Raw genomic sequence first — 17,921 nt, 5'->3', positions numbered from 1 at the left:
TTTCCGTCACTTTTACCTCTTTGCAGGAAAATCCTACGCAAAGTTTATATGCGACAACGTGTCGCTGCACTGTCAAATGGCGCTAACCTTGCGCCGCAGCTAATCAGGATAGATTTAGCTGTCTTGCCCGCCGCAAGTTTGTACTTTTTATACTGGCGGACAGCGAAGTGGTTCGGGTCTTTTTCCTCCAGTTCGTCAAACAGCAGGTCAACGGCATTTTTAAAATTTTCGTCATCTTCCCTCGCTTCGCTTGCGTCAATCATATCAATCAGCATGGCGAAATTCTGTTCTTCCTCCGGGGCTTCATACCAGATATAGGCGATAAGCGCCGTGTAATACAGCTTTTCCGCTTTCACCCAGAAATCCTCGCCGGATTGCTGCCCCTCCCCTTTGGTGTTGACAATAATCGTGTTTACAAGTTTCAAAATGTCCTTTTCACTCCGTAAATAGGCGAAAGGGTTGTAGTGCATGGACTTTGCGAAGTTTATGGTATTGAGGACTTTTATCTTATATTTTCCCCGCTTCAGCATCTTTCCGACCTCGCATAAAACGGTGCCTTTCGGGTCAGTCACCACGAATGAGCTGTGCATCTGCATCAGGTTCGGTTTCACAAAAAACCTGGTCTTGCCGGAGCCGGAACCGCCTATCACAAGGATATTTTTATTCCTTGCATATTTTGGCTGTTTCGGCCTGCCTGACATCATCAGCCTCTCCGTCTGCGTCAGCAGGATATTGTTCTCAAACACAGAATCCATGTAAGGCTCTATGTCCTTTGCGTTGCCCCACCTTGCGGAGCCGTACTCCGTGCCATGCCGGAACTTCTTGGCGTTCTTGGCTTTGAAATATACCACAAGCCTTAAAGCGATGCCGCAGCACACCCCGATCAGAAGATCCACCGGATAGAAACTCGGCAGGGGATTGGAAAACAAGCCTTCCAACCCCGCCATGACCTCCATCATCTTTGCGGAAGCGTCCTGCCCCGGCGATACCCGCCACAAACACGCTATCTTGTCACAGAAGTATCCGGCAAGCACATAGGGGAGGTTCATCAGGACAAGTTTCTTTTTGTCTACATTCCCGGTCTTTGCCTTGATATTTTCAGGAATGGATTTTAAGTCTTTGGCTATGCCGTTTATGATATTGCTCATAGGCTCTGCCCCCTGTCCTTGTTTTTCTCCCGGCTCCGTTCCCGGTTCTTGTCCTGCGATACTGCGTCCTTGAAATGGTTCAGTTTCTCCCGCAGGGAAACCCTGCCTTTCTTTTTCTCATTACCATAAACAAATTCTTTGAATGCCTGTGCGATTGCGTCTGCATCCCTGCCCTTGAAAAGCACCACATATTTTGGCGGTACGGTTGTCTTGTCTTTCTTTATGGCAAAATCAACATTATACTTTTTTGCCACACGCTCAAAAGACTTGATGTTGCCGTCCGTGATTTCGATGGACGATGCCCCCACGCCCTCTCCAATGAGCTTTTTCACAGAAGTTTTTCCATGCGTTCTCTGCGCTTTCTGCTTACGGTGGTTCAGGTACATCTTCATCGCCGCTTTCAGCACGTTGGCATCCAGCTTTGCCGTCTTTATCACAAGGGCAATCGTTTTTTGTGTCACTTCCTCCTGCATGAAGCACCTCCCTGTTATATTTCCGGGAAAATTCATGTACTAAGGCGGAATCCCCCGGCAGATAATGTCATAGACAATCTTCACTTTAAAATACGCCATAGTTCTCCTTTCCACTTCTGGACATCATGTCCAAAAGTTACGGTAACAGGCACTCTGTCCTGATATAATCCTCATATCCCTTTAATTCCATTTCTGCATCCGTATCATGGGATAAACAGATTCCGGTAAACCCGCAAAGGCTGTCAGCGGTCAGGAAATCTTGATAGAGCCTGCCAAAATCAGCGGCAAATTTCTCTATGATCCGTTCATGGCTGTCCTCCAGGCAGAGCTGGTAATAAATTTTCCTTCCGCTGCACTTTCCCCGCATATCCGAAAGAAAATAATTCATCTCTCCTGACTGTTTTACCGAAACCTGTATACAGTTGCCCCTCCTCCTTAACTGAAAGCAGGTAACACTACGCCTTGTGGAAACAGTAATGTTGGGATTCACGCCCGCTTTCCCACAGGCTTCCGCTATTTTCCCCAATAATGCCACGACCGCTTTTTTCTGAAAATCCACCTTTTCCATTCTTCTTCCTTTCCACCTCTGGACATCGTGTCCAGAAGTTATCATTTTTCATTTAAGCAGTAGATTGTGTGCAGGTTCGCAGACAGCTCATTGCCCGTATACCCCACATCATCAAGCAATAATGCCTGGAACAGCACATCGCCCACACCGTCAAGCAGCACAATCCTCTGCTCCGGCTCCGTAAGGTGTCCGTATTCCACCCCATCCGAAACAACGGATTTCCTTGCCGCTTCACAATGGGTAAACAAGCCGAGGATATATTTGTTTGACATGATAAACGCATAGGTTTCCTGTCCGTCATGTGTCATGCGGCATTTCTTCGCCTCCCCTTCTGGAAGCGTGAAGATACACCGCACCGTTTCCAGACAAAGCCCGCTTTCATAATCCGGCTGTAACCGCTTCTTGTAACGCTGCACCCTCGCATAAATCCCCTCCCGGTCTATGACGGAATGGGTACGCTTAAACTGCGGCTTTTTGCAGAGAATATCCAAATCCATATACACGTTGTTGATTATGGTTTTCTCTGCATACCGCCGGAATGATCTTAACCTCAGCAGATAAGCAAGCGCCTCGTCCAGCTTTTCCTCCGATGTAATGGGCTGGAAAGGCTTGCCGCCAAACTCCAGCCTGTCAAACATAAGCGGGCAGCTCCCCTTTTTCGCTTCACGCTCCATTACCCGCCTGACATCCCGCAATGATTCCATTTCTATCTCCTTTCCCGTTTCCCGCTGCGCTGACCGGAAACAATAAAAAGGGCAGCTACAAATCTACTGACTCATAACCGCCCTTACGCTGTTCTGTATTTATCTTTTTTTAATACAGGGGTCTTCCACCCCCGTACCCCTGGAAACCTTGCCGGAAATGTGATTGAAAAGATAATCACATTTCCAACAAGGCTGAAAGTGCCACCCGCCACGCTCTGTCAGGCTCATTTTATTTCTACTCCCGCTGCTTCTGCGAAATGCTGCTTCCTGCCCATAAGTTCATTCTGCTTTTCTTCCGGTAACTGCCTGAAAATATCATCATAGTCAATATCCTCTATTTTCATTTTCCTCGCAAGCATGATGAGCTGTGTATGCAGCCATTCTTCCCACAGGTCATTAAACAGCGCCTGGCTGTCCGTGAAAGTAAAATCATTCTCAAATCCTGTTGGCGGCGTATAATATTGCAGCTTTACGAAGCCATATCTGCCAACATCAACCACCACAACGTCCACATCTTCCAGCTCCGCAAAGGCATCCACCACTCTCCAGCATTTTTCCCGTTCTTTCTCTGTAATGTATGCTTTTTTATCCATAAGCCTTTCATCTCCTTACACATATTTTCTATACCCATGGCAGAATGTCAAGCCTTGCCATCCTCTCCATAAGGGTTTCATCCGGCTCAAACTCCCGCAAAAGGGAAGTGTCAGCGAAGATAAACCTTTCTTTATATTGGTTCATAATATCCATCAGCATCAGGAAACATTCATGATGATAGAGGAAACCGGCAAGGCAGAGCAGTTCACTGTCCTTTAATTCCCCTGCCCTGAAATAATTTTCAAAATCATAATGGTCTGCAAATTTACAGAAAGCAAGTTTTTCCAGCAGCAATGCTTTTCCCATTCCATCCAGTTCCTCATATCTTTTCCGCAGTTCTTTTTTATCCATCCTGTTGTACTCCTTTTCCTTTCCATCTCCATTTTTAGTAACTATAACCATCTCCATTATAGGGGCATAATAAAACATATTCAAGCGAGGAATGGAGGGAAATATCGCAAATTATGATTAGATTCGACAAACTTTTTCAAACTTTAAAGGAAAATGGGATCAGCCAGTACAGCCTTTATACCCGCCACGGTGTCAGCCGGTCACAGATCCAACGGCTGAAAAATAACCAGTCCGTCACCACCCACACACTGAACATGATACTGAATATCTTAGGCGAGGGCTTTTCCCTGAATGACATCGCTGAATTTACACCGGATACAGAGCAGACGAAAGAATAAACTGCTCTGTTTTTTTGCACCTCTGGACATTGTGTCCAGAAGTCCGTTAAGTGATTCCCTTTTCTGCCCACCCACCGCCATACATATCGTGCTGAACCTCCTGCTGGTAGTAATGGCTCATGGTTGAGGGGGCATTGTAAAGTGCCGTAATCAGATATGCCCTGATGTTGGTGATCTTTGTTGTGGTTTCCTTCATACAGCCCATGACATACTCCACATGGCTGCTGTTCAGTTTCAGGAAGCGAGATTTCACAAGCTCGTAAGGGTAATCCTCCCCGTTAATGCGGATTGTCCTGCGCTTCACGCATACCACATCACAGACGGTTTCATAAATTTCCTCATACATCTCCTTATCGTCATTCCCATCGTACCTCATGTGGTGTTCGTATTCCAGATTTTTACGGATAAGAGCCATATATGCGCCTGCTTCATCTATCCCATCAATCGTATCAGATTTTCCCTGTGTTCCAGCGCTATCCACATCTCCCACGGATTGATTGATAGGATTGGGATAACTCATATCCGTATGGTTCTGATCGTTATAGTTAGGATTGTTATAATTAGGGGCAAATCTTTTTACTTCTTGAAGTCCAGTTTCTTTACTTCCAGAAGTCAAATTATTTTCCCTCTTCAAGTCAGTTTCCTTTACTTCCAGAAGTTCAGATTTTTTACTTTCAGAAGTCAAAGTTCTTTCCTTCTTGAAGTAAAGATTCTTTACTTCTGTGGAAAAATCAGTATTTACAGCCTCTACGCCGCTTTCTTTTCCCGGCACGGAAGCAAAATTTTTCACATATATGATGTCAGGCTTTCCAAGCCCCCTGCGCTTTTTCTCAATCAGCCCGATTCCATTATCCGCATCCAATTCACGGATAACTTTTATGCAGGTAGGCTTTGAACATCCCAAATCTTCCATGATATTCTCTACGGCATAAATAATATATGCCCGGTTTTCATCGTCCAGCCACCCGTTTTTCATGGAAAGCGACATCCGGTCAAGCATCAGTCCATACAGGAGCTTAGCATCGCTGCTAAGCCCCTTAAAACGCTCATCTTTAATCAGCAGGCGGGGAACACGGTAAAAAGAAAACTGCTCTGCTTCTACGCCATAGTAATAATTGAATTTCAATGGCTCGCCCATTCTGCCGCCCCCTTTACTGGTTATTCTGCCATTCCTCCAAAAGCTGGATAATGATGCTTTCTATATCATCATTGGAATAATCCTCCGAAAAATATCTGCTTATCTTATCGCCTTTAATCGTTACTTTCCTCTCCTTCGGCTTTTCCTCCGACAATATCAGCCTAACCATTGCCAGAGTCAGCTCGCCGCCTTTTCCGTATTCCTTCAGCTTTGCCGCCTGCGCATTGGAAACCGATGCGCCCGTTTCCTGGAGAATGACGGTTACATACTGCTGCTGTTCTTCTGAAAGAAAAGAAATGTCAACACCCTGCGCTATCCCTATCTTTTTTGCGTCCACCATGCCAAGCAGCTCATCAGAAAGCCTTGCAAGCCACACATACCTCTGCACGGTCTTTCCGCTTTCCCCGGCAGCTTCCCCCACTTCGTCAAGGGTGCTGCCGCCTTTGCTGCCCTGGTGCTTCATAGCTTCGTATTTCATGGCATATGCCTTCGCTTTTTCGCTCGGTAAAATGTCCTCCCTCTGGATATTGGAATCCACCATGATGATCGTAGCTTCATCGTCTGTATAGTTCCTGACAATGACGGGCATCGTGTCAAGCCCCGCCATTTCCGACCCCCGTTTCCTGCGGTGTCCGGCTATGATCTCATAGCCGCCGCCCTCCCTCGGCCTCACAATTCCGGGTACAAGCACACCATATCTGCCGATACTCTCCGTGGTTTCCTCCATTTTTTCATCATCAAGGACACGGAACGGGTGTCCTTTAAATGTATGTAAATCCGCCAGCTTCGCATGGATAATCTGCTCCCCTGATGTGTCTCCTGTGCCGCCAAATAAATCATCAAAACTGTTCAATCTGACTTTTGATGCGCTCCCTGCCTTACTGCCCATTGACAAGCACCTCCTTCGTCAAGGACTTGTATGCCCCGGCAACCTTGCCTTTTGGGTCATGCTCGTAAATGCTCACGCCCTCTGCGGACGTTTCCGCCGCCCTCACCGACATCGGTATGCTATTCTCGAATATCCGCACCCTGCTTCCATAGGTTTCGATAAGCAGCGCCGTAATATCCCTTGCGTAGTTCGTGCGGTTGTCTACCATTGTCAACAGAATACCCTCAATCTCCAGTTTCGGGTTAATCTGCCTCTTTACCTTGCCTATGGTCTTGATAAGCTGTTCCAAGCCTTTCACGGGCAGGTATGCCGCCTGAACCGGAATGAGTATGCTGTCGGCACAGGCAAAGGCATTTATGGTAATCATCCCCAAAGAGGGCATACAGTCGATTAAAATGTAATCGTACCCGTCCTTTAACCTCTCCACATAGGAGCGCAGCATAATCTCCCGGCTCATCACATTCACAAGGGAAACCTCCAGACCGGACAGCTCAATGTTCCCCGGCATCAGGTCAATGCCTTCCTCATGCTTCAAGATACCGTAATCCGACTCCATTTCTTCATCGTTGATAACCTTTTCCAATACGTTCGCAAGGGTGACATCCAGCTTGTCCGGCTCCGTGAAGCCTAGGCTTGCGGTCAAGCTGCCCTGTGCGTCCGCATCTATTACTAATACTTTCTTTCCCTGTTTTGCCAGCCCGATCCCCAGGCTGCTCGTTGTGGTGGTCTTGCCGACACCGCCTTTCTGGTTTGCTATCGCTATCACTTTACACATGGTCTTATTCCTCCGTTTAGTTAAATTTTTCTTTGATGTTGGCTTTCTGCACTTCCACATAAGCCCGGTAATACCTGTTTGTACCCTTGTTCCGGTACAGCTCGGAAACTTCCGTCACAGCCACTTTAGGCTGTTTTTGCAGGAGCTTCTCGAACCACTTAATATCATTCTTCGTTCCCATCAGTCGAATTTTCAGCACGTTTCTTCTCCATTTCTGCAAGGATTTCCTCAACAGACCGCTGTTTCTGGCAGTATTCCGGGTAACGGAGCTTGATGCCCTGCCAGAAGTACATCGCATAGCCGCAGCAGAAAATATCGCTTACGGAATATCCCCTGCACTCGCCTATCTGCTCGTCCTTGCGCTTATAATCATCAACACTTGGCGTTCCGTCCGTGTAAAGGTTAAAGGCAAGCCTTACCACCCGGACACTGCCGCTTGTCTGCCAGCCCTGATGCAGACACTCTGTTTTGATGTACCCGGACTTGATATCGTAAATCTGGCTGAAATGATTCCTTGTGTCCTCAGAAATTCCGAGAATGTAAATCAACGCCTTGTGGTAGCAGTCCTGATACCTCGCCTTTTCCAGTTTCTCATAATAAAACTTCTCATGTTCCTCGTTTGCAAAAACCATGTGTGTGTTGTTGGCGCTCTGCGCACCTGCTCTTAACGCTGTGTTGTTCATCCTTTCTACCTCCAATTTTATATTTTGACCATAACAAAAGGACACTCCCAAATTCTCACTTGGAAAGTGTCCTAAAGGTACATACCCTATAAAATTGAATGCCGCAAAAACGTATTATTCAGTATTATCACGTATTATGCGTAGCAAATTTGTAGTAAATTTGTAGTAAATCACAACCCAAAATCGCTGAAACCCTTGATTTTACTGATTTTCTTTACCCAAAGTTTTCATCGTCGGGAACAAAATCACATCCCGTATCGCATAAGAATCCGTAAGCAGCATCACCAGCCTGTCAATTCCGTATCCGATCCCGCCCGTCGGAGGCATTCCGATCTCCAATGCATTCAAAAAATCTTCATCCGTATGGTTCGCCTCCTCGTCGCCGGCGGCGAAGGCTTCTTCCTGGGCCTTAAACCGCTCTCTCTGGTCAAGCGGATCATTTAACTCCGAGTAGGCGTTGCACATCTCCCGCCCATAGATGAAGAGCTCAAACCGTTCCACCAGTTCGGGATTGCCCGGCTTTTTCTTGGTGAGCGGGGAAATCTCAATCGGGTGATCCAGCACAAAGGTGGGCTGGATCAGATGTTCCTCGCAGAATTCCTCAAAGAACAGGCTGATAATATCGCCCTTTTTGTGGCGCGCTTCATACTCCACATGGTGCTGATCTGCCAGGACCCTTGCCTCCTCGTCCGTTGTCACCACGCTGAAATCCACGCCGGCATATTTCTTTACCGCGTCGATCATCGTCAGCCTCTCGAATGGCTTTGACATATCGATCACCGTGTCATTATAGCTTAACACCGCGCTCCCGCATACCGTCTCCGCCAGATAGCGGAACATGCTCTCTGTCAGCTCCATCATGCCCTCATAATCCGTATAGGCCTGGTACAGCTCCATGAGGGTAAACTCCGGGTTATGCCGGGTGTCCACGCCTTCATTGCGGAACACGCGCCCAATCTCGTATACGCGCTCTAAGCCGCCCACAATCAGCCTCTTTAGATACAGCTCCAGCGAGATGCGCAGCTTTACATCCTCGTCCAGCGCGTTGTAGTGGGTGGAAAATGGCCTGGCCGCCGCGCCGCCTGCATTGGACACCAGCATCGGCGTCTCCACCTCCATAAAGCCCCGCCCGTCCAGGAAGCTGCGGATTTCCTTTAAAATGCGGGAGCGCTTGATAAATGTGTCCTTTACCTCCGGATTCATGATCAGATCCACATAGCGCTGGCGGTAGCGCATATCCGTGTTCGTAAGGCCATGGAATTTCTCCGGCAGAATCTGCAGGCTTTTTGTGAGAAGGACCACGGACTCTGCATGGATCGAGATCTCGCCTGTTTTCGTCTTGAAAACAGTGCCTGTAATGCCGATGATATCTCCGATATCCAGCTTTTTGAATTCCTTATAGGACTCCTCGCCGATGCTGTCCCTTGCAACATAGGACTGGATATTTCCCTTCAAATCCTGGACATTACAGAAGGATGCCTTGCCCATCACGCGTTTGGCCATCATACGGCCCGCGATGGAGACTTCCTTTCCTTCCATCTCCTCAAAATGCTCTTTGGCATCCGTGCTGTGCGCGGTTACGTCAAATTTTGTAATCTGAAAAGGATCCTTTCCACTGCTCTGAAGCTCGGCCAGCTTTTCCCGGCGGACCTTCAGCAACTGATTTAAATCCTGCTCTTCCTTCTTGTTCTGCTGATTCTGCTCTGCCACTTTCTTCCACTCCTTTGTGAACTGTATGACTTATAACTCCTATGATACCCTCTGGATCTCGAGGATTTTATACTGAATCGTTCCGGCCTGCGTCTCGACCTCCACCGTCTCGCCGGCCTTTCTGCCCAGCAGCGCGTGGCCCACCGGGGACTCATTGGAAATTTTATTCTGAAGGCTGTTGGCCTCTGTGGAACCTACGATGCGGAATTCCATCTCCTCATCCTCCTCCACATCGAGAAGCTTTACCTTACATCCGATGCTGATTTTATCTAAATCAATCTCGTCCTCCACTACGACCTCAGCGTTTTTAAGGAGCTTTTCGAGCGTCTCGATCCGCGCCTCAATGTCCCTCTGCTCATCCTTGGCCGCATCGTACTCCGCATTCTCCGAGAGATCGCCCTGCTCTCTTGCTTCCTTAATCTTGGCCGCAATCTCCCTGCGCTTATTCACCTTCAGATCGTGAAGCTCATCCTCATACTGTTTCAGACCTGCGTAAGTTAAAATGTTCTTCTTTTCTGCCATTACAGTTACCCTTCCTTCTTATAATAAACATCCGTTTCCGGATTCTGATTCGATTCGCAACGATCCGGACGGCCTGAAACAGCGCCGTCCGGATACTCTGGAGGGCCGCGCTGAAACGCCGCCTGATATTGCATCGCATTATTATAACTGATCCTTACACCCTTGTCAAGAATTGGACAGTCCCCCGCGCCGTATGGCTGCGGCCGCTGCACTTTCGTACGGTCAGCTAAACAGATGCGCAGACCTGTCTGAACGCTTACTCCGCCATAACGGTTCGGATCACCGCTGAACCGTTACGGCTTACGGCCATTTACAATCCCTCGCCGTCCCGCTGCATCCTCTCACTTATCAGCCGGTTCAGCTCCTCCATGGACGACACCTGGTTAATCTCATTGCGCAGCGCCGCGGAATGGGGATATCCCGATGTATACCAGGCAACGTGCTTGCGCATCTCGCGTATTCCGGCCATCTCCCCCTTATATTCTGCCTGAAGGCGGCCGTGACGCAGGATCATGGCCTTTATCTCATCCGGCGCCGGGCCGGGAAGGAGCTTTCCTGTGGCAAGATAATGGCGGATCCGCCTGAAAATCCATGGATTCCCCCGGGCCCCGCGCGCCACCATCAGGCCGTCGCAGCCTGTCTCCTCCTGCATCTGTTTCGCATCCTCCGGCCCAAAGATATCGCCGTTTCCGATGACAGGGATGGAAACCGCCTCCTTTACCCTGCGGATCACGTCCCAGTCGGCCTTTCCTGAGTAAAACTGCTCCCTTGTCCTTCCATGGACCGCCACGGCCGCCACGCCGCAGTCTTCCGCCATTTTGGCAAACTCGACGGCGTTCGCCGTCTCCTCTGTAAAACCCTTCCGGAATTTGACTGTAACCGGCTTATGGAGCTTTCTCACCATTGCCTTTAAAATCCTTGACGCCAGCTCCGGGTTTCTCATAAGGGCCGATCCCTCTCCGTTTTTTACGATCTTAGGAACCGGGCAGCCCATATTTACATCAATTATGGAGTAAGGGCCTTCCTCCAGGCGCAGCGCCATCTCGCTCATGATATCCGGATCCGAGCCAAAGAGCTGTACGGCCAGCGGCCCCTCTCCCGGCGCGGCCTCAAGCAGGGGACCTGTATTGCGGTTGTTATAAAGAAGCGCCTTTGCGCTCACCATCTCTGTATATGTCAGGCCGCAGCCCTGTTCCCTGCACAGGAGACGAAAAGGAAGATCCGTCACGCCCGCCATAGGGGCCAGCACAACGCCGCTCTCTAAGCGGACATTTCCAATTGTCAGCTCCATCCCTTTCCACCTTTCCTTTCATCCCTCTGCACCAATACATCTGACTGTTCAGGCAGCGCTCCCGAAAAAAATCCGACGCACTGTTAAAAAGTTATTTCTTAACAGTTCCTAAGAGCCTCATCCTCACAAAGGCCCAAAATAAAAATCTTATAATACGCTTCCAGAGACTCTAAAAGCTCTCTCATTTCCTTCTGATACTGTTTGATTTTCAAAGCGCTCCCGATCTCGTCAAACAGATAGTCGTTTTCCTCTGCCTCTACCCGGAATAAAAGCCGCCCTTCCGGCGTAAACTCCAGCATCAGCGCGCCGCCGACATCTTCCGTAAACAGGACGCAGGCCGCCTTAAGCTCCTCCTTTACGCCCTCCGGAATCCCGGCAAACCGTTCGTTAAAATAAAATTTTTCCACATAGGAATTTGCGCCGCACAGCACCGTATTTTCCATGTCCCGACTCCGTTCCGGCAGCGGCAAAGGCATCCCTGCAGACGCAATGCCCCGCCTTCGCACATAACCTTTAAGACACTGAACCGCTATAACCGTCAAAAGCTATCTCAGCGGTTACGGACCATTTTCTCAACGCACTAAAAGCTTGCTGATCTCAAACTGATCCTCCGGGATGTCCTTTTTCATGTTCAGGGCCTCCTGGATATCAAAATCCGTAAACTCGCCGTGCTTATACGCAACCGCCCGGTTTGTCCTGCCCTCATGGAGAATCTGCACCGCCTTTGCGCCCATAATGGAGGCGTAAACCCGGTCTTTACACGTCGGGGAGCCGCCGCGCTGCATGTAGCCCAGGATGGTCGCCCTCGTCTCCAGCCCGGTCGCCGCCTCAATCCGCCGCGCCATGGAAGCCGAATGGCCGATGCCCTCTGCATTGATAATAATATGATGCTTCTTGCCGCGCTTGCGGTTTTCAATAATCCGGTTAATCAGGATCTGCTCGTTCCCGTCATAGCGCTCCGGCAGCAGGATATCCTCCGCGCCGTTGGCAATGCCGCACCACAGGGCGATATATCCGGCGTGGCGCCCCATCACTTCAATGATACTGCAGCGCTCGTGGGATGTGGAGGTATCGCGCACCTTGTCAATCGCCTCCATAGCCGTATTGATCGCCGTGTCAAATCCAATCGTATAATCCGTACATGCGATGTCCAGATCGATCGTACCCGGAAGGCCCACGGTATTCACGCCCAGGGCGGACAGCTTTCCGGCGCCCCTGTAGGATCCGTCCCCTCCGATCACCACCAGGCCGTCAATTCCGTGCTTCCTGCACATATCCGCCCCAAGCTGCTGGCCCTCGGGCGTCGTAAATTCCGGGCATCTCGCCGTGTAAAGAATCGTGCCCCCGCGGCCGATGATATCCGCCACGCTCTTTCCGTTCATGTCCACAATTTCTTCCTGAAGAAGGCCCGCGTAGCCGCGCATGATGCCCTTTACCTTCAGTCCCTTGTTGAGCGCTGTCCTGACTACCGCGCGGATCGCTGCATTCATCCCCGGCGCATCGCCGCCGCTGGTCAGTACGCCGATTGTCTTTACCTCTTTTGCCATAGTATCTCCTCCGTCTTACCGCTCCGCCGGATGCGGGGAGCGAATCGTAAATATGTGATGGTTATAAAAAATCATATTCCCTTTCAATCTCATATATTCTAATGCATTTCCTGTTGCTTTTCAAGAGCTTTCCGCACATTTTCAGACGCATTGCTTCTCCCGGTGGAACGAGCGCTTACACGGAACGGCCCTCTCACGAATCACCTCCGCCCCTGCCTTCCCTGAAACATCAGATTTTTCTCCACAACCTTCACATTTCCCTCCCCCAGCCGCTTCCCCAGCACCTCTAAAAGCGCTCCGTCCGCCTTCACATTCCAGTTGGCGGGCAGCGCCTTTTTTGCACGCTCGCGGCCCAGATAGATCATGACCCGATCCGGCCCCTCCTGCATCCGGAGCATGTCAAGAAGCGCCTTCTCATCCGCCAGATACGCCTCCTTATCTGTATACTGGATCCACAGTTCTCTCGGCGCCGCGTCAAAGGGTATGATATCCTCGCAGATCAGCTTTCCCACCGGGTCGTCGCCGATGGAGACGCGGCCGCGGATAAAAAGCTTTTCGTCCTGGTTCAGCAAATCCCTGCGCTTTTCGTAGTCTCTGGGGAAGACCAGCACCTCGACGCTGCCGGCCAGATCCTCAATGGTCACAAAGGCCATCATCTGGTTCGCGCGGGTGGTCTTTACGGTCTTTCCGGTAATCATGCCGCCGATGGTCGCATACGTCCCGTCCTTTACCGCCGCCTCGCCGGTTTCCTCGTCCACCGCGAAATCCGAGGTCTTTGCCGTAATGTTTTTCTCCCAGAGACTGATATATGCCTCCAGAGGGTGGCCGCTGATGTAGACGCCCAGGATCTCCTTTTCAAAGGCCAGCAGCTCGTCCTTTGTGTATTCCCCGACCGCGGGGAACTGAATCTGGAAGCTTGGCCTGTCCTCTTTGGCGGCAAAATCAAACAGCGAGAGCTGGCCTTCTATGGAGGTGCGCTTTTCCTTGTTTTTCTGATCCAAAAGCTGGCCGGAGACGATGAATTTCTGCTTTCTTGTCCCGGGAAGGCTGTCCATGGCCCCGGATTTGATAAAGCTTTCCAGCGTCCGCTTATTGATGTCCTTGCCTTTCATCCGCTCAATAAAATCCTCCAGCGAGTAAAACGGGCCGCGCGTTTCGCGCTCGCTTACGATCTCGTCCACCACGGACTGGCCGATGCTCTTGATCGCGGATAACCCATAGCGGATGGAGCCGTCTGACACGGAGAAGCCGCCCACGCCCTCGTTGATGTCCGGCGGGACGATCTTCATGCCCATTTTCCGGCAGCTCATGATATATTCCGACACTTTTGACACATTGTCCTTGACAGAAGTCATCAGAGCCGCCATGAATTCGACCGGATAATAGTATTTTAAATACGCGGTCTGGTAGGAGACGACGGCATAGGCCGCGGCGTGCGACTTGTTAAAGGCATATTTGGCGAAATCAATCATCTCGTCATAGATGTGGTTCGCCGTCTTCTCATCGATCCCGTTGGCGATGCAGCCCTTTACGCCCTCGGCCTCATTTCCGTAGACGAAATTCTGGCGCTCCTTTTCCATCACAGAGCTTTTTTTCTTTGACATGGCGCGGCGCACGAGATCGCTCCGGCCCAGCGTATAGCCCGCCAGATCCCGCACAATCTGCATCACCTGCTCCTGGTACACGATACAGCCGTACGTGGGGGCCAGGATCGGTTCAAGCTGCGGGCACTCGTAGGTGATGGAGGCGCGGTCATTCTTTCCCTTTAAATACCGGGGGATAAAATCCATGGGGCCCGGACGGTACAGGGAGATCCCGGCAATGATATCCTCTAAGTTTTCTGGCTTTAACTCCTTCATGAAGCTCTTCATCCCCGAGCTCTCGAGCTGGAACACGCCGTCATTCTTCCCGGTCCCGATGGATTCCAGGACGCGCCGGTCATTGTAGTCAATGGCATTTAAATCAATGGAAATATGGTTCGCCCCCTCGGCCAGGCGCACGGCGTTCTGGATCACGGTCAGGGTGCGCAGGCCCAGGAAATCCATTTTCAAAAGCCCCAGCTCCTCCAGGGTCGTCATCGTGAACTGCGTGGTGATCGAACCGTCGGCCGCGCGCGACAGGGGCACATATTCATCCACAGAGGTACGGCTGATCACCACCCCCGCGGCGTGCATGGAGGTGTGGCGCGGCAGGCCCTCAAGGCGCTTGCTCATATCGATCAGATATTTAACCTCCCCGTCGCTCTCATACGCATTTCTCAAATCCGGGCTGGCCTTTAGGGCCTTGTCCAGCGTCATCCCCAGATCCCCGGGGATCATCCTGGCAATGGCATCGCACCTGGCGTACGGCATATCCAGGGCCCGCCCCACATCGCGCACCACGCCCTTGGCCGCCAGCGTACCGAATGTCACAATCTGCACCACCCGGTCCTTGCCGTATTTCTGCACCACATAGTCGATCACCTCCTGCCTGCGCTCAAAGCAGAAGTCAATATCAATATCCGGCATGGACACGCGCTCCGGGTTCAGGAATCGCTCAAACAGAAGCTGGTAGCGGACCGGGTCAATATCCGTGATCCCCAGGCTGTAGGAGACGATGCTCCCGGCCGCCGAGCCCCGGCCGGGCCCCACCATGATGTCATGGGAGCGCGCAAAATGGATGAAATCCCACACGATCAGGAAATAATCCACATACCCCATGGACTGAATGACGCCCAGCTCGTAATCCAGCCGCTCCCGGAGGCTCCCGTCGTCATCCGGATAGCGCTTCTCAAAGCCCTCCAGGCACAGCTTATTTAAATACTCCCAGGACGTGTAGCCGTCCGGCACATCGTACTGCGGCAGCTTTGTAACCCCGAACTCGATCTCCACATTGCAGCGCTCGGCGATCCGGTGCGTGTTGTCAAGCGCCTCGGCTGCGTAGGGAAACAAAGCCCGCATCTCGTCCTCTGATTTTAAATAATACTGGCCTCCCTCATAGCGCATCCGGTTCTCGTCCGTCACCTTTTTCCCGGTTTGGATGCAGAGGAGAATATCATGGGGATCCACATCCTCTTTATAGATGTAATGGCAGTCATTCGTGGCCACAAGCGGGATGGAGAGCTCCTGGCTCATGCGCATCAGCCCCTGGTTCACTGTCTTCTGCATGGGGATGCCGTGATCCTGCAGCTCCAGGAAAAAGTTTCCCGCGCCGAAGATGTCCTGGTAGTTGAGCGCCGCCTTAGCCGCCTCCCCGTACATCCCCCTAGCCAGATACCGCTGCACTTCGCCGCCCAGACAGGCGCTTAAGGCAATGATTCCCGCGCTGTATTTCCTCAGAACCTCGTAATCCACCCTGGGCTTATAGTAAAAGCCTTCCACAAAGCCCTTGGAGACGATCTTCATCAGATTCTCATAGCCCTGATTATTCTCCGCCAGAAGAATCAGGTGGTAGTACCGATCCTCCCCGCTTATATTCTCCCTGTCAAACCGCGAGCCGGGCGATACATAGATCTCGCACCCCAGGATCGGCTTCACGCCGTTCTCACGCGCCGCGCGGTAAAAATCAATCACGCCGTACATCACCCCGTGATCCGTGATAGCCAGGCTGTCCATCCCCAGTTCCTTTGCCCGGGCCGTCAGCTCCTTAATCTTTGCCGACGCGTCCAGAAGGCTGTATTCTGTATGCACATGCAGATGCGTGAATGCCATATGAAACCCCCTTTGTAATTTCCCACATGCCGCCCCGGCGGCAAAACTCCTTTTGCGGGCCTGTTCGTTCAATCGGTCAGGGGAAACATGTTTCCCCTGACCGCTGCGCGGCCCGCATGCCGCCCTGTCGGCAAATCTTCCTTATGCGGGCCTGCGCATAAAAAGGCCGCCGCATAAAACCTGCAGCGGCCGCGACGGCAACAGTCCAGGCAGGCAGCCTGAACCGTTTACCCGCGATATTCCTAATTGTTGCTTAAATACTTCTCTATTCCCTCAAGCGCCCGTTCCTCGTCCTTACCGTCTGCCGTCACATTGACGCTCTCGCCCTCGGAAAGCTCCAGCGTCATCATTCCCATAATGCTTTTGGCATTGACCCGCTTCGCCTCGCATTCCAGATAGATGCTGCTCTCATACCGGCTTGCGACCTGCACCAGCATCGCGGCCGGCCTGGCCTGAAGGCCGGAAGTGAGCTCGATTTTGATTTTCTTACTTGTCATAATATCCTCCTCATACTTGCAAAAGAATCCCCGCTGCCGCTATTCCCCCTTCTCTGTGCGAAGGCTTTCCGCAATCGCGCTGATCCTTCTCAGCCGGTGGTTGACCCCGGATTTGCCCACTGGAGGGCTTAGGCTCTCCCCCAGCTCCTTAAGCGTCGCCTCAGGTTTATTAAGCCTAATCTGCGCAATCCCGGCCAACGCCTCCGGCAGATAAGAAAGCCCCACCGTATCCCTGATATAGGTAATATCATTGAGCTGCCGCACGGCCGCTGATACGGTCTTGTTGATGTTCGCAGTCTCACAGTTGACCTGCCGGTTCACGCTGTTCCTCATCTCCTTCAGAATCCGGATATTCTCCAGATCCATCAGGGCAAGGCGCGCCTCCATGACTGCCAGCATCTCCACAATCTGACTTCCTTCCTTTATATATACCACAAAATACTTCTTTCTGACAACTATTTTTGCATCAATCGAAAAAGTCGCGATGATCTCCTTAAGCTGGCTGGCCCGCTCCATGGAGGAGCAGACGATCTCAAAGTGATAGAATTTCTCCGGATCACTTAGGGATCCCGCGGCCAGAAACGCGCCGCGGATAAACGCCCTGCGGCAGCAGGGATTCTGCAGCACCGTATTTCTGGCTGCCGACAGGTTTTCACAGATCTCCCCCTGCCCGTCCAGAAGCTTTGCCGCCTCCAGTACCCGGACAGAAGGCTCATGCTCCCGGATCAGCACCGTGTAGGTACGGTTCTTTTTCAAAAATGCATTGCGCCGGATCGAAATATCAGCTCCTATATTAAATGCTTTTTTTAATAAAGTAAAGTATTTTCTTGCGACAGATACATTTTCTGTGTGTATACGGATACTGAAACAATTCTCCTCGTCCATGTGGATATGGCCGCAAAATCCAAGAATGGCGGCGATTTCAGCGATCTGGCAGTGCCTGGCCGGACTTATCTGCCGCGACAGCTCATCCTTAATCTGTGAAGAAAACGACATGCTACCAC

Annotated in this window: 19 protein-coding genes and 1 pseudogene; 1 reads left to right on the top strand and 19 read right to left on the bottom strand. The window is 51.1% G+C overall.

All coding sequences use genetic code 11. The features are described 5' to 3' along the window. Window positions 1-71: 71 nt before the first annotated feature. The 6 genes and pseudogenes from NFS31_RS09430 to NFS31_RS09405 form a co-directional block, all read right to left on the bottom strand. Window positions 72-1,148, bottom strand: a pseudogene (locus NFS31_RS09430) (VirD4-like conjugal transfer protein, CD1115 family); the annotation flags it as partial. Continuing rightward, window positions 1,145-1,621 (bottom strand): PcfB family protein, encoded by a 477-nt coding sequence (locus tag NFS31_RS09425; protein ID WP_251493941.1) that lies wholly within the window; start codon window positions 1,619-1,621, stop codon window positions 1,145-1,147. The gene NFS31_RS09425 and the pseudogene NFS31_RS09430, both read right to left, overlap by 4 nt. Window positions 1,622-1,757: 136 nt before the next feature. Beyond that, window positions 1,758-2,189: a hypothetical protein gene (locus NFS31_RS09420; protein ID WP_251493938.1), complete on the bottom strand. Its 432-nt coding sequence runs from the start codon at window positions 2,187-2,189 to the stop codon at window positions 1,758-1,760. A gap of 41 nt (window positions 2,190-2,230) precedes the next feature. After that, complete coding sequence (locus NFS31_RS09415; protein WP_251493935.1) at window positions 2,231-2,893, bottom strand: hypothetical protein; 663 nt, start codon at window positions 2,891-2,893, stop codon at window positions 2,231-2,233. Between the two features lie 224 nt (window positions 2,894-3,117). Then, window positions 3,118-3,486 (bottom strand): hypothetical protein, encoded by a 369-nt coding sequence (locus NFS31_RS09410; RefSeq protein ID WP_251493933.1) that lies wholly within the window; start codon window positions 3,484-3,486, stop codon window positions 3,118-3,120. 28 nt (window positions 3,487-3,514) lie between these two features. Then, complete coding sequence (locus tag NFS31_RS09405) at window positions 3,515-3,838, bottom strand: hypothetical protein (RefSeq protein WP_251493929.1); 324 nt, start codon at window positions 3,836-3,838, stop codon at window positions 3,515-3,517. 113 nt (window positions 3,839-3,951) lie between these two features. Here NFS31_RS09405 and NFS31_RS09400 point away from each other — a divergent pair, with 113 nt between their 5' ends. Continuing rightward, window positions 3,952-4,176 carry a helix-turn-helix domain-containing protein gene (locus NFS31_RS09400; protein WP_251493922.1) on the top strand — a complete coding sequence of 75 codons (225 nt, stop codon included), beginning with the start codon at window positions 3,952-3,954 and terminating at the stop codon, window positions 4,174-4,176. 46 nt (window positions 4,177-4,222) lie between these two features. Here NFS31_RS09400 and NFS31_RS09395 read toward each other — a convergent pair whose 3' ends face one another. From NFS31_RS09395 to whiA, 13 genes are all read right to left on the bottom strand, one after another. After that, window positions 4,223-5,314 carry a DUF6017 domain-containing protein gene (locus tag NFS31_RS09395; protein ID WP_251493920.1) on the bottom strand — a complete coding sequence of 364 codons (1,092 nt, stop codon included), beginning with the start codon at window positions 5,312-5,314 and terminating at the stop codon, window positions 4,223-4,225. 13 nt (window positions 5,315-5,327) lie between these two features. Further along, entirely contained in the window at window positions 5,328-6,203 is an 876-nt protein-coding gene (locus tag NFS31_RS09390; protein ID WP_251493917.1) for a ParB/RepB/Spo0J family partition protein, read from the bottom strand. Continuing rightward, window positions 6,193-6,978, bottom strand: a complete 786-nt coding sequence (locus NFS31_RS09385) for a ParA family protein (protein WP_251493916.1) — start codon at window positions 6,976-6,978, stop codon at window positions 6,193-6,195. Before NFS31_RS09385 ends, NFS31_RS09390 begins: the two co-directional genes overlap by 11 nt. A gap of 16 nt (window positions 6,979-6,994) precedes the next feature. Then, window positions 6,995-7,177, bottom strand: a complete 183-nt coding sequence (locus NFS31_RS09380) for a hypothetical protein (protein ID WP_251493913.1) — start codon at window positions 7,175-7,177, stop codon at window positions 6,995-6,997. After that, window positions 7,143-7,661 carry a DUF6075 family protein gene (locus NFS31_RS09375; protein WP_251493911.1) on the bottom strand — a complete coding sequence of 173 codons (519 nt, stop codon included), beginning with the start codon at window positions 7,659-7,661 and terminating at the stop codon, window positions 7,143-7,145. Before NFS31_RS09375 ends, NFS31_RS09380 begins: the two co-directional genes overlap by 35 nt. A 201-nt stretch (window positions 7,662-7,862) precedes the next feature. After that, on the bottom strand, window positions 7,863-9,371 hold the full coding sequence (lysS, locus tag NFS31_RS09370) for a lysine--tRNA ligase (protein WP_251493907.1): 1,509 nt from the start codon (window positions 9,369-9,371) through the stop codon (window positions 7,863-7,865). A 39-nt stretch (window positions 9,372-9,410) separates the two neighbouring features. Beyond that, window positions 9,411-9,893, bottom strand: a complete 483-nt coding sequence (greA, locus tag NFS31_RS09365) for a transcription elongation factor GreA (protein ID WP_251493904.1) — start codon at window positions 9,891-9,893, stop codon at window positions 9,411-9,413. Between the two features lie 310 nt (window positions 9,894-10,203). Further along, window positions 10,204-11,184, bottom strand: coding sequence for a tRNA dihydrouridine synthase DusB (gene dusB, locus NFS31_RS09360; RefSeq protein WP_251493902.1), 981 nt, complete (start codon window positions 11,182-11,184; stop codon window positions 10,204-10,206). Window positions 11,185-11,282: 98 nt separating this feature from the next. After that, window positions 11,283-11,627, bottom strand: coding sequence for a DUF6145 family protein (locus NFS31_RS09355; protein WP_251493899.1), 345 nt, complete (start codon window positions 11,625-11,627; stop codon window positions 11,283-11,285). Window positions 11,628-11,756: 129 nt separating this feature from the next. Continuing rightward, on the bottom strand, window positions 11,757-12,731 hold the full coding sequence (pfkA, locus tag NFS31_RS09350; RefSeq protein WP_160225686.1) for a 6-phosphofructokinase: 975 nt from the start codon (window positions 12,729-12,731) through the stop codon (window positions 11,757-11,759). Between the two features lie 200 nt (window positions 12,732-12,931). Continuing rightward, window positions 12,932-16,420: a DNA polymerase III subunit alpha gene (locus NFS31_RS09345; protein ID WP_251493894.1), complete on the bottom strand. Its 3,489-nt coding sequence runs from the start codon at window positions 16,418-16,420 to the stop codon at window positions 12,932-12,934. 242 nt (window positions 16,421-16,662) lie between these two features. Next, complete coding sequence (locus NFS31_RS09340; RefSeq protein WP_251493893.1) at window positions 16,663-16,917, bottom strand: HPr family phosphocarrier protein; 255 nt, start codon at window positions 16,915-16,917, stop codon at window positions 16,663-16,665. Window positions 16,918-16,956: 39 nt separating this feature from the next. Then, complete coding sequence (whiA, locus tag NFS31_RS09335) at window positions 16,957-17,913, bottom strand: DNA-binding protein WhiA (protein ID WP_251493890.1); 957 nt, start codon at window positions 17,911-17,913, stop codon at window positions 16,957-16,959. Between the last annotated feature and the right edge of the window lie 8 nt (window positions 17,914-17,921).

It is taken from the genome of Otoolea muris (assembly GCF_943193115.1).
Taxonomy (GTDB): Bacteria; Bacillota; Clostridia; order Lachnospirales; family Lachnospiraceae; genus Otoolea; species Otoolea muris.
This window is presented reverse-complemented; position numbering and strand designations above follow the sequence as displayed.